At 56.6% G+C, this 12,576-nt stretch carries 12 protein-coding genes; 8 read left to right on the forward strand and 4 right to left on the reverse strand.

Annotated features, from left to right (window positions below):
• The first annotated feature begins 66 nt into the window (after positions 1-66).
• On the forward strand, positions 67-759 hold the full coding sequence (locus AC0B60_RS16425) for an ABC transporter ATP-binding protein (RefSeq protein WP_465087073.1): 693 nt from the start codon (positions 67-69) through the stop codon (positions 757-759).
• Positions 759-3,245, forward strand: coding sequence for an ABC transporter permease (locus AC0B60_RS16430; RefSeq protein ID WP_465086992.1), 2,487 nt, complete (start codon positions 759-761; stop codon positions 3,243-3,245). The genes AC0B60_RS16425 and AC0B60_RS16430 overlap by 1 nt, the downstream gene beginning before the upstream one ends.
• Positions 3,246-3,262: 17 nt before the next feature.
• Here the strand turns inward: AC0B60_RS16430 and AC0B60_RS16435 are convergent, their stop codons facing one another.
• From AC0B60_RS16435 to AC0B60_RS16450, 4 genes are all read right to left on the reverse strand, one after another.
• Positions 3,263-4,057 carry a substrate-binding periplasmic protein gene (locus AC0B60_RS16435; protein ID WP_465086993.1) on the reverse strand — a complete coding sequence of 265 codons (795 nt, stop codon included), beginning with the start codon at positions 4,055-4,057 and terminating at the stop codon, positions 3,263-3,265.
• 191 nt (positions 4,058-4,248) lie between these two features.
• The gene (locus tag AC0B60_RS16440) at positions 4,249-5,436 is read right to left on the reverse strand and encodes an iron-containing alcohol dehydrogenase (RefSeq protein WP_041333110.1); all 1,188 of its coding nucleotides are present in this window, start codon (positions 5,434-5,436) and stop codon (positions 4,249-4,251) included.
• A complete protein-coding gene (locus AC0B60_RS16445) occupies positions 5,436-5,981 on the reverse strand; it encodes a hypothetical protein (protein WP_465086995.1) in 546 nt (181 codons plus the stop codon). Before AC0B60_RS16445 ends, AC0B60_RS16440 begins: the two co-directional genes overlap by 1 nt.
• 75 nt (positions 5,982-6,056) lie before the next feature.
• Positions 6,057-7,337, reverse strand: a complete 1,281-nt coding sequence (locus AC0B60_RS16450) for a M48 family metalloprotease (RefSeq protein ID WP_465086996.1) — start codon at positions 7,335-7,337, stop codon at positions 6,057-6,059.
• A gap of 201 nt (positions 7,338-7,538) precedes the next feature.
• Here AC0B60_RS16450 and AC0B60_RS16455 point away from each other — a divergent pair, with 201 nt between their 5' ends.
• The 6 genes from AC0B60_RS16455 to AC0B60_RS16480 all read left to right on the forward strand — a co-directional run bounded on the left by AC0B60_RS16455 (position 7,539) and on the right by AC0B60_RS16480 (position 12,517).
• Positions 7,539-8,285, forward strand: coding sequence for a DUF599 domain-containing protein (locus tag AC0B60_RS16455; RefSeq protein WP_465086997.1), 747 nt, complete (start codon positions 7,539-7,541; stop codon positions 8,283-8,285).
• 24 nt (positions 8,286-8,309) lie between these two features.
• Positions 8,310-8,780, forward strand: coding sequence for a PaaI family thioesterase (locus AC0B60_RS16460; RefSeq protein ID WP_465086999.1), 471 nt, complete (start codon positions 8,310-8,312; stop codon positions 8,778-8,780).
• The gene (locus AC0B60_RS16465; RefSeq protein ID WP_465087000.1) at positions 8,777-9,211 is read left to right on the forward strand and encodes a PaaI family thioesterase; all 435 of its coding nucleotides are present in this window, start codon (positions 8,777-8,779) and stop codon (positions 9,209-9,211) included. Before AC0B60_RS16460 ends, AC0B60_RS16465 begins: the two co-directional genes overlap by 4 nt.
• 143 nt (positions 9,212-9,354) lie before the next feature.
• Positions 9,355-11,247, forward strand: coding sequence for a molecular chaperone HtpG (gene htpG, locus AC0B60_RS16470; RefSeq protein ID WP_465087001.1), 1,893 nt, complete (start codon positions 9,355-9,357; stop codon positions 11,245-11,247).
• Between the two features lie 9 nt (positions 11,248-11,256).
• Entirely contained in the window at positions 11,257-11,475 is a 219-nt protein-coding gene (locus AC0B60_RS16475; protein WP_465087002.1) for a DUF2835 domain-containing protein, read from the forward strand.
• A gap of 76 nt (positions 11,476-11,551) precedes the next feature.
• A complete protein-coding gene (locus AC0B60_RS16480; RefSeq protein WP_465087003.1) occupies positions 11,552-12,517 on the forward strand; it encodes a tRNA dihydrouridine synthase in 966 nt (321 codons plus the stop codon).
• The last annotated feature ends 59 nt before the right edge of the window (positions 12,518-12,576 follow it).

The following is a 12,576-nucleotide window of genomic DNA, read 5'->3' on the forward strand; positions in this document are numbered from 1 at the left end:
CAATACAACCGTTGTGGAGAGTTCGTGAGCGACTTAAGTGATCACAAACCGGATAATGTTAGCCCCATGCTGAAAGTCAGTAACCTGACGCATAAGGTCAGCCTTGAGACAGATACGTTGACGATCTTGCAGGGGGTCAGTCTGGAAATCAACCGGGGTGAATCCGTCGCCATTGTCGGGCGCTCCGGCTCGGGCAAAACGACGTTGTTGGGGCTGTTGGCCGGGTTGGATACCCCGTCTGACGGCATCGTTGAGCTTGATGGCTCAGTGATCAGCCAGCTCAGTGAGGATGAACGCGCGAAACTCCGGTCCCGCCGGGTTGGTTTCGTGTTCCAGTCATTCCAGTTATTGCCGGCATTGACGGCGCTGGAGAACGTTATGCTGCCGCTGGAATTGGGCGGTTTCGATTCTCCAAAAGCCAAAGCGAAGGAGTTGTTGGAGCGGGTCGGGCTTGGCGAGCGGCTTTCGCACACACCGAGGCAGCTCTCCGGTGGCGAACAGCAGCGGGTAGCCATTGCTCGCGCCTTTGCCTCCGAGCCGGCCATCCTGTTTGCCGACGAACCCACGGGCAACCTCGACAACCGAACCGGCGCTGACGTATCCGACCTGTTGATGGCTCTGAACCGGGAGCAGGGCACAACACTGGTCATGGTGACCCACGACGAACGACTTGCCGCCCGCTGTGGCCGACAATTCAATATCGAGGCGGGTGTATTGACCGAACCTAAGACCGCCCAGCAGCCGGAAGCGGTGAATTGATGGCGGCCTCGAAAAAACTCATGTCGGTCAAACGAGACTGGCGGGAACGGGACGTTCGTGTCGTACTCTCGGCGCTGATCATAGCAGTTGCCACGGTAGCAACCATTGCTCTGTTTGCCAGCCAGTTGCAGCGTACTCTGGTGTCGTCAGCCAGTTCCTTTCTTGCCGCAGACCGCCAACTGGAAGCGGAAAACGGCCGGCCAATTCCCGAGGGTTGGATGCAGGAAGCCGAGCAGCGGGGGCTGGAAACCGCCCGCATGATCGAGTTTTCCACTATGGTTTTCGGTGCCGGGAATTTCCAGTTGGTGTCGGTCAAGGCGGTTAATAACGAATACCCGCTACGGGGCGAAGTGGAATACCAGGAAGGTGCTGAGGCGCCGAGGCAAACGGTCGCCCATGGCCCTGCGCCGGGCGAGGTCTGGATCAACCCGCGTTTGCTGCGGCTTCTGGAGCTCGAACCGGGAGACACTCTGGAGGTTGGTAATCAGGGCCTGACTATTTCCGGTCTGCTGGTACGTGAGCCGGACGGCGGCTTCAATATGTCCGCTTTAGCACCACGGGTAATGATGCACGCTGACGACGTTGGGGCGACCGGTGTGATTCAGGAGGGCAGCCGGGTTGAATATGTGTACCTGTTTGCCGGTGAAGAAGCGTTGCTCAACGACTACTACCGTTGGCTGCAACCACAACTGGAGCCCAGCCACGAGTGGGAGGGTGTGCGTGACGGCGAGACCTTCTCCCGCTCCCTGGAGCGGGCTGAGCGTTTTCTGTTGCTGGGTGGCAGCCTGGCGGTCATGTTGGCGGCGGTTGCTGTCGCGGTCGCCAGCCGTCAGTACGCGTTGTCGCAGCGGGATACCGTGGCGTTATTGAAAACCCTGGGGGTTCGCAGCCAGGGAATAGGTCGCCTGTATCTGCGTCGGCTGGCTCTGTGGGGTGTTGTTGGTGCTGTTGGTGGCTTGTTGGTGGCCTTACCCCTGTATTGGTTGCTGTCCAGCGTGTTGGGGGATGTGCTGGAGCGACAGATAGACTACCAGATCGATCCCAATGCGTTGGCGCCGGCGCTGTTGACGGCGCTAGTGTCGCTGTTTGCCTTTGCGTATCCGCCCATCCGCAGGCTGCGGAATGTGCCGGCTATGCGGGTGCTACGAAGCCAGCCTGGCGAATCCGGCCGCGAAGCGATTCCCGACCTTGTGATTGCAGTTGTCGCAATCTTTGGCTTGGTATGGATGTACGCCAGGGAAGTGTCCCTGGTGCTGTCTCTGCTCGGGGGGCTTGCCTTGCTGCTCGGTACTCTGGGCCTGCTTGGGTGGTTGATGGTCACTACACTGCGGCGCATCAGCGGTGGTGGAAACGCATGGCGGCTGGCGTTGGTGGGCCTGTACCGGCATCGCAGGGCGAGCTTGTCGCAGATTGCGGTATTCGCCATGACGTTGATGCTGGCGGCCACATTGATCCTCGTCAGAACGTCCTTGTTGGACGACTGGCAGTCGCAACTGCCTGAAGATACGCCTAACCACTTCCTGATCAATATCGCCCCGGAGGCGGTGGGTGAGGTGGATGAGTTCTGGGCGGAGCGCGGGCACCCTCTGGAAAAGCTGTATCCGATGGTTCGTGGCCGGCTTACAGAATTGAATGGGCAGCCGGTGAAAGAGGCTGTGACCAAAGACGAACGGGTCGGCGCCCTTAACCGCGAGTTGAACCTGACCTGGATGGAAGAGCTGCCGGACGACAACGGCATTGTCGCTGGCCGGTGGTTCACGAAAGGACAGACCGACGGCGTGTCCATTGAAGCTGAACTGGCCGGAAAGCTCGGTGTTGAGGTGGGAGACGAGCTTGGATTCACCATTGGCTCAGAGAAGATCACGGAAACGGTTACCAGTATTCGTACGGTCCAGTGGGACAGCATGAAACCCAATTTTTACATGGCATTTCCCCCGGGAGGTGGGCTGGAAGACATGCCTGCGACGTGGATTACGGCGTTCTATCTGCCGGCGGACCTGAAATCCCAGCTCAACGATTTCTCACGCCGGTTTCCCACGGTTTCCGTGCTTGAGATCGACCACGTGATTGAGCGTATCCAGGAAATCGTACGGCAGGTTACCCAGGCCATCGAAGCGATATTGGCATTGATCCTGGCAGCAGCCCTGGTAGTGATGGCGGCGGTGGTCAGTGCCACCATGCAGGACCGACAACGGGAAGGCGCTCTGCTCAGGACTTTGGGCGGCAGGCAAACACTGCTGGTAAGGAGTACCATGCTGGAGTTCGCGCTACTGGGATTCTTTGCCGGTATTCTCGGCGTTGCGGCTGCAGAGGGCGCTGTCTGGGCGTTGCAGTTCCGTATGTTCGAGGGCGAGTTCCGTTGGCACTGGCAGGCCATACTGCCCATCCCACTACTCAGCGCCCTGGTGTTGGCGCTGTTCGGTCGCTGGCAATTGAAGCCAGTACTGAGTGTATCGCCGATGCTCTTGCTCAGGCGACTTGAATAACCGGGGCGGTTCCGGAGTTAACGGTAGTTGGAGAGGATCTCATCCAGTCTGCCGTTCTCCCTGAGGGCTTGGAGTTCCCGGTTAAACGCGTTGGCAAAAGGTGCCCACTCCTTCCGGAGCATCAGTCGGAAACCGTATTCGCTGAGCTTGGTCGAGGTAGTGGTGAACTCTCTCTGGAGCCCCTCGTTCCGCAGGATCCACTTGCCAACCAGGCGATCTGCGACCGCGGCGTCGAGATCCTCGCCATGAAGAACGTATAGGAACATGTCCCGGTCTTTGGAAACATCAAAGCGCTTGATGTCTCCAGATTCAAAATACGGTTCCAATGGGGGGTAGTGATAGCCGAGATGGGTAACCAGGGTTTTTGAGAGCAGATCCTCAGGCACTTCAAACTGAAACGTTGAGCCTTTCGGTACAAACAGAACTTCTTCAATGTTAACCACTGGGTCTGTGAAGACAAAATCCTCGGGGTTGTCAGTCCACTCTTTCGCCCGGGTAGTGCCGTCTATGTAGCCGTCCATCAGCATCTGATCGACACGTTTGCGGGGGATTTTCTCGGCGACAACTCGATAGTTCAACCGCTCAGCAACCAGGACGACGACATCCCACATTATGCCGGACTGTTTATCGCCTTCTGTAATCAGGTAAGGAGGATAGCCATTCGGTGAGACGTTAAATCGGAATGCGCGCTTGGCGTCCTGCGAGGGCGCACTCTCGGTAGCGAATGCGGTTGCGCCATAAAGAGGCGCAAACAGGAGTGCCAGTGACGCAATAGCGATCGGGATGTGCCGACTGAATGAGTCGTTGCGCATAGATGCGAGGCTCTGTTTCAAGAAGATTTTCTAACCCGGCTACATCCCTGCCAGCTACTGCAGAATTGTCACTGTTTCTCCTGTCAATTTCAATGACATGATTTGAATGTTTTTGTAGCGTTGAGTGTCGGCCTGTATTCCCTGAATGGCCTGAAACACCCGACCTGAGCCGGGTGTCGGGCGTTACCCGATCAGGCCCAGGCGCGCTTCAGAACCGCGCGAGCATCTTCGAGGCTAACCTCTTTCGGATTGAACATCATGGCGCCGTCGTCCATGGCCATTTCGGCGATGGTATCAAGCTGGTGTTCCTCAACGCTGCCGGTTTCCTTGAGAGTGCGGGGCAATTTGCAGCGTTTGTGGAGTTCGTCACGCAGCTTGCGCAGGGCTGAAATGCTGGCTTCCGCGCGACGGCTGGCCGGAGTGGCCGAATAGACATCAGGGCCCTCAAGGTACAGCAGCAGTTCACCAAGCGGCGCTCGGATAGACTCAAGGTTGTACTCCAGCACGTAAGGCAGGTATAGGCTCATGCATAAACCGTGGGGCAGGTGGCAGATGGCACCGGTAGCGTGTCCCAGGGCGTGAACCAATCCGACCATTGAGTTTGAAAACGCAATTCCGGCCATGGTGGAGGCCTGCGCCAGCTCAAGTCGGCCATCGCTGTCCTTCGGGTTATCCATCACCTGCAGCAGCGAGGTGCTGATCTTCTTGACCGCCGCCGTTGCATAGGCATCGCTAAGCGGGTTCTTGGCCATGCAGGTAAAGGCTTCCGTGGCATGGGTCATGGCATCCATGGCGGTGGCAGCCGTGATGTGCGGCGGCAGTGTGAGTGTCATCCTGGGGTCGATCACTGCCGCGTTAGGCAGCAGGAATGACGAAGTGAAAGGGAGCTTCACTGACTTGGTTGTGTCGGTGATGACGGCTACCGAGGTTACTTCCGAGCCCGTACCAGCGGTCGTTGGAACCACCAGGAACGGCTTCAGGGGGTGTTTGATCACGCCCGCTCCACTGTAGGCCGCAATGTCGTCACCGCCTTCCGACACCAGAATGTTCACGGCCTTGGCGGTATCAATGGCAGAACCACCCCCAACAGCAATGATGGAATCACATTTCTCGCTGCGATAGATGCCAGCAATGTCCCTGACCACGTCGGTGGATGAGTCCGGCGGTACATCATCGTAGATGCTGATGATTTCCAGCCCGCTTTCCTCGCAGGCTGCGACCACCGGGTCCAGAAGGCCGGCGGCTCTGACACCCTTGTCGGTCACGATCATCGGGCGCTTGGCGGCAAGGCCGGTAAGCTCGTAGGGAATATGCTCCAGGGCCGCTTTGCCAGCGATGACTTTGACCGGGCAGAAAAACTCGTAATATTGGTTCGTCATTATGCTCTCACCGTCTCGACAAAATGGGTTGCAACCTTGAGATAAATACGGGCTGCGCTGAGAAGTTTCTCAGGCAGATGAAGGTTTGAGGGGTATTCCTTTACCGCACGTTTTGCCACCAGCTTGGGCAGGATGAAGGTTTCAAGCCGATTGAGGACGCGAGTCATGCGAATGGCATAACTGATATCGCCATCCACCAGCATGCGGTCGTTGGCGAACGCCACTGACGTTTTTTCCTGGAACGAGAGCACGAGGAAGGCGTGAGCGATGTGCTTGAACTGAATGGACAGATCCACCGGGCGTGGTGCCGCGTCCCCGTGGTAATGAAAGCGGCCATTCCCCGTGTGTTCAACAATGAGCCGTGACCCATCAGGCATCACCATCATTTCAAACAGGAAGCCAGCGGGTAGCGCCCGGGCTTCCTGTTGCACCGCAGAATCAATTTCACTGACAGCCTGGAGCGCGCGCCCCATCACCTGGAACATCAGCTCTACATAAAGCCGCCGGGCCTGGAACACCATCGGCTGGATACGTTTCGCAAGCATGGCAATCGTCCGATTGTTGTTTAAGTACATCGATTTTTAGAGTTATTGCTCTAAAAGTCAATGCGGACGATGACGTCAGTTCTGCGTCAGTTGGGCCAGCTTGCGTTTTGCCTCTTCTGCGACCTCGCCTCCGGCTTCTGCCGCGGTGCTGTAATACTGGATGGCCTCCTGGCGTTTACCCTGCTCAACGGCAACGTCTCCCAGGCGCAAATAAGCTATGGAGGTGGGCACAACCTGATTGGCCTGGCTGAGGTGTTTGCGGGCTTTGTCATAGTTGTTCAGCTCCAGGGCGCTCAGACCGCTGTGAAGCTGGTAGGTGAACATCTCCGGATACAGCGATGTGGCCTTGTCGAAGTCTGCAGAGGCTTTATCAAGGTTTTCCTGAGCCCTGTAGATACGGCCCCGAAGAGAATAGAAAGCGGCTTCTTCGGGTTCTACTTTTATAGCTTCGTTAACCTTGGCAAGCGCCGCGTCCAGTTTGTCGTCGCTGGCGAGTTTCATGGCTTCGTCATAGGCGTCGTAAGCAGGCTGGCGGCTGCGAAGGAACGACAGTTTTTTCTCGTAGGTTTCTTCGCCACGATAGCCGCCGGCGCCAATTTTATTGACCAGTTCCTGGTTTTCACGAACCCGCTTCTGCGATGGTGGGTGAGTCGCGAACATGCCTTCAATAAAGCTTGTATCCCGGCCCTCGGAGAGCCGAACAAACAGTTCCTGTAATTCCACCGCTGCCTGTGGATCGTATCCGGCCGCTTTCATGTAACGAATGCCATAGTGGTCAGACTCCAGCTCATCGCCCTGGCTGTATTGGGCGAGTGCAAGCTGTGCTCCCATGGCGGCGCCGCCCATGATCAGGCCTGCCCACTCGTTATCAGACAGGGCAAAACCCAATCCCGCTACGCCTGCGCTGATCAGCATGCCTTGCTGCATGCGCTGAACACTGTGTCGCGCGGCGGCATGAACAATTTCATGGCCAAGGACCGACGCGAGTTGGGCTTCGTCTTCAAATTCCATCAGCAAGCCGCGATTGATGGCGATCTTGCCACCGGGCAGGGCCCAGGCATTGGGCACACTGCTGTTCAGAACCACGAACTCGTAGGGTAGGTCGGGCCGGTCACTGACTTTTGCCAGCTTCTGGCCTACCTGGCTGACGTACAGGTTCAGTTCCGGGTCAAGGTAGAACTGGCCGCCCTGGGTTTGCTGCGTGGGCTTGTACTGCTCACTGCCGATGGAAAGCTCCTGGCTCTCGGGAATCAGTGACAGCTGCTTTTCGCCGGTAACTGGATTGACTGAACACCCGGCGAGGAAGGCCACCACAACAAAAACGGTAAGACGTTGAAAGCCTGTGTGAACGTTCACGATAAACTCCTTGTTTGAATACCTGGGCAGACCCTGGCGGATATCCGCGGTTGCCGTTACTGGGCATTGGAATGTTTATACCATATCCCTGTGAGTGGCTGTGATACTACCCGTAAGAGCTTGTTGTGTGGAGGCTTTGTCGGCTTTGGGGTATGATTGAAAGCTCTGTTTCCCGTTTTATACCGCATCCGGAACGACTTCATGAGCAACTATCTGGAACTCATTGCCCTGGTCTGGTTTTTGATCTGTTGGCTGGGCTATTCCGAGTACTCCAGGCGCAAGGCCAATGATCGCCCCTGTCTTTCCAACACGTTGGATCTTTACCGTGAAGACTGGATGCGCGTGATGCTCCGCCGGGATAACCGCATATCCGACGCCTCCGTGGTGGGCAACCTTGAGCGCAATGGCGCTTTTTTCGCGTCCAGTTGCCTGTTGATCCTGGCCGGTATCATCACGGCGCTCGGATATACCCAAGAGGTGATGGAAGTATTCAGCACCATGCCGTTCGGCACTCTGCCCAGCCGGGAAATCTGGGAAATGCGAATGGTCGTGCTGATGGTGATTTTCATCTACGCTTTCTTCAAGTTCACCTGGTCCATGCGGATGTACAATTTCGTTTCCGTGCTGATTGGCAGTGCACCGCTGACCACTGACACCAAGGCCAGCCCTGCCTCCAGGGAAGCCTTTGCAAAAAGTGCCGGAAGCGTTTGCAACCTGGCCGGCGATGCCTTCAACCTGGGGTTGCGCTCCTACTACTACGCTTTGGCCGTGGTTTCGTGGTTTATCCATCCATTGGTGTTTATGGGGGCCTCCACTTTGATTGTTATCGTTCTGTACCGTCGGGAGTTTCGCTCTACCGCACTGTTGGCACTGCGATCCGGCAAGGTGTTTGAGGAACCTTCACCAAAGCCTGAAACCGGAAAAAAAGAAGCCGGTAAAGAAACCTAAAACTGACCTGACGAGCCAAACGTTATGAAAGACTCCATGAGGATGGACCGGGTTCGCCGGTTTATAAACACCCTCAACCAGGGGCGCGAATTGGGCCTGACAGTGACATCTGCGAAAGTAGGGGAGTTGACTCTCTGCCTTCCTTACAGTGACCGCATTATTGGCAACCCCGATACGGGGGTTATCCATGGCGGTGCCATCACAACGCTGATGGACACCACTTCCGGCTCCGTGATCATGTGCAGTCTGGATGATTTTGAGTTGTGCCCGACCCTGGACCTGAGGGTGGATTACATGCGCCCTGCCGAACCACACAAGCCGGTGTACGCCCGTGCTGAAACCTATAAGGTTACCCGCAACATTATTTTTACCCGCTGTGAGGCGTACCAGGAGCCAGGGGAAACCATCGCCAACTGTGTCGGCACGTTCATGCGTATTGGCAAGGAAGCAAGCCCGAAGTCGTTCCGCGACCTGATTACTGGAGGCGAAGAATGACCAATCCGGAAATCCTCCGTTACACCCAGGAAACCGGTGATTTCTCCCGCATGCTGGAGAGTATCCCTTACGCTCGTTTTATTGGCCTCGAGTGCGATCGTTTCGGCGACGACCTGATTTTCCGCCTACCGATGAAAGAGGAAAACCTTGGCAACCCGATACTGCCGGCCATCCATGGCGGGGTGATTGGTGGCTTCATGGAGCTTTCTGCGTTGATCTACCTGATGATGTCCCAGGAAACCCTGCGTATGCCTCGCATCGTCGATTTTTCACTGGACTACCTTCGTGCTGGCCTAAACCGCGAGACGTTCGCTGAATGTCAGCTCACCCGACAGGGCAACCGCGTGGCCAATGTGATGATCACCGCCTGGCAGAAGTCCCGCTCCCAACCCATCGCGACCGCCCGTGCGCACTTCCTTCTGGAAGACTGAATTCATCTTGCCGGGGTTGAAATACCCCGTGTGAACCCCATTTCCCATCTCAACATGCTTGGCCTTGGTGCAAGCAAGCAGGTGGGCTCGGTGCTCAAACAGGAACTACTCCGAACGTAAACAAGCAGGAGACAAAACAAGCCATGACGGTTGAATCGCAAAAAGAGACTCTGGGTTTTCAGACTGAAGTTAAGCAACTGCTTAACCTGATGATCCATTCCCTGTATTCCAACAAGGAAATCTTCCTTCGTGAGCTGATTTCGAACGCCTCGGATGCTGAAGACAAACTGCGTTTCGCTGCGTTGAAAGACGACAGCCTGTTCGAAAGCGACCCAGAGCTGAAAATTCGCCTGGACTACGACGCCGAAAAGAACACCGTCACCCTGACCGACAACGGTATCGGCATGAACCGGGACGATGTTATCCAGAACCTGGGCACCATCGCCAAGTCTGGTACTGCTGAGTTTCTCAAGCAGCTTTCCGGTGACGAGAAGAAAGACAGCAAACTGATCGGTCAGTTTGGTGTTGGCTTCTATTCCTCGTTCATTGTTGCCGATTCCGTGGAAGTGTTTACCCGCCGAGCAGGTACCCCGGTTGAAGAGGGCGTTCACTGGCAGTCTGCTGGTGATGGACAGTTCACCATCGAGAACGTGGATCTGACCGAGCGTGGAACGCAAATCGTTCTACATCTGAAGGACGAAGCCAAGGAATTTGCGGACGGTTTCCGCCTGCGTAACCTGGTGAAGAAGTACTCCGACCACATCTCCTTCCCGGTAGTGATGAAGTCCGAATCCGAAGAAGAGGGCGAAAAGGGCGAGTATGAGACGGTTAACGACGCCACCGCACTGTGGACACTGTCTCGTAGCGAGATCAAGGACGAGGAGTACAAGGAGTTCTACAAGCACATTGCCCACGATTTCGAAGACCCGCTGACCTGGTCCCATAACAAGGTGGAAGGCAAGCTGGATTACACCAGCCTTCTGTATGTGCCGGGCCGTGCGCCGTTTGACCTGTATAACCGGGAAGCGCCTCGTGGACTTAAGTTGTATGTTCAGCGTGTGTTCATTATGGACGACGCCGAGCAGTTCCTGCCGTTGTACCTGCGCTTCACCAAGGGCGTGATTGATTCCAACGACCTGTCTCTGAACGTCTCGCGGGAGATTCTGCAGAACGACAGTACCGTAGAAAGCATCCGCACAGCCGTCACCAAGCGCGTTCTGGATATGCTGTCCAAGCTGTCCAAGAAAGAGCCGGAGCAGTACCAGAAGTTCTGGAACGAGTTCGGTACCGTGTTGAAGGAAGGCCCGGCGGAAGACTTCAGCAACCGCGAGAAAATTGGCGGCCTGCTGCGCTTTGCGTCCACTCACACTGGTGAACAGGCGCAGACCGTGTCTCTGGATGAGTACATCGGCCGAATGAAGGAAGGCCAGAGCAAGATTTACTACATCACCGCCGACAACTTCATGGCGGCCAAGAGCAGCCCACACCTCGAAGTATTCCGCAAGAAAGGCATCGAAGTGCTGATCCTTTCCGATCGGATCGACGAGTGGATGATGGGCTACCTGAACGAATACGACGGCAAGCAGTTCCAGGACGTTGCCCGTGGTGATCTCGACCTTGGTGAAGTGGAAACTGAGGAAGATAAGAAGCACAAGGAAGAAGCCGCCGAGGAGCACAAGAACCTGCTGGAGCGCATCAAAACCTCGCTGGACGACCGGGTTCAGGAAGTGCGGGTAACCAACCGCCTGACCGATTCACCAGCCTGCCTGGTGGTTGGCGACTTCGACATGGGCGCACAGATGAAGAAGATCATGGAAGCGGCGGGCCAGAAAGTGCCCGACAGCAAACCGATTTTCGAAATCAACGTGGAGCATCCGCTGGTTCAACGCCTTGAGAAAGAGCAGGGCGAGGATCGCTTTAAGGAGCTGTCTGCAGTACTGCTGGACCAGGCAACCCTGGCTAGTGGTGAACAGCTGCAGGACCCGGGCGCGTACGTCAGCCGCCTGAACCGTTTGCTGCTTGAGCTCGCCAACTAAGGCCGACTGATGCAGCAGATTATTGTGGACGTTGATATCAGCCCTGATGAGTGGATCAAGCTTTATCAGGGCTCGGCGACGGACGTCCACACCACGGCCCGGGACGGGCGTTCCGTCCGCTTCCCGGCCCGTATCCTCTCCCGGTTCTACCTTCGAGACGGTGTCCAGGGCAGCTTTCGTATCCTGTTTGATGACCAGGGCAAGTTCGCCAGCGTTGAGCGGCTGTGATTCCGACCTACCAACGCCCCTAAAACTTCTCTACAATTCCCACCCGTTTATTCCTTGATCAATTCGTGGAGCCCTAATGCGAATAATCCTTGCCCCAATGGAAGGGCTGGTTGATGCACCCATTCGAGAGACACTAACAGCCGTTGGTGGCATCGACCGGTGCGTGACGGAATTTATTCGCGTGACTCAGGGCATGCTGCCGCCCCGTATTTTCTACAAATACGCCCCGGAACTGCACAACCGATGCGAAACCCGGGTTGGTGTGCCGGTGGCCGTTCAACTACTGGGCTCAGACCCCGTCCAGATGGGGCTGCATGGCGCCAAGGCGGTGGAACTGGGCGCCACACAGGTTGATATCAATTTCGGTTGCCCCGCCAAAACCGTGAACAGGCACAAGGGTGGCTGTGTACTCATGCGCGAGCCCGAGTTGATGCAACAGATAACGGAAGCGGTTCGTACCGCTGTGCCTGCGCATGTGCCGGTGACCGCGAAAATGCGCCTGGGGTACGATGACCGTTCCAAGGGCGTTGCCTGTGGTCAGGCGCTGGAAGCGGCCGGCGCGTCCGAAATCGTGGTTCACGCCCGAAGCAAGGTAGACGGATACAAGCCGCCTGCGTATTGGGAAGAAGTGGCGAAGGTCAGGGAAGCGGTCAAGACCCATGTGATCGCCAACGGCGAGATCTGGACCGTGGCTGATTACTGGCGCTGCCGGGAGGTCTCCGGCTGTGACGATGTGATGATCGGTCGTGGGCTGATCGCCCGGCCGGATCTGGCAAGGCGAATTCGTGCCAGTCAACTTGAGGAATCGGTGGCGGATATGACCTGGCCCGAGGTGGTCAGGCTGGTAGAAGGCTACGCTGTTGCGCTGCAGGAACGTCTTGAAGACAGGTTCGTGACCGGCCGTATCAAGCAATGGCTGAACTATCTGCGTGGCGGCTACGCGGAGGCCCAGTGGCTGTGGCCCGAAGCCAGAAAAATCCGTGACGTGGCACCCATGCTGGCCTGCCTGCGGCAGCCCGTCCGGGTTACCGAAGCGGCATAGGCCCGTTCATTCTTACCATCCGGGAACCCCAATCTCCAGCTACACTGCTATGAAGTGAC

The sequence above is a fragment of the Marinobacter sp. V34 genome, assembly GCF_055524115.1.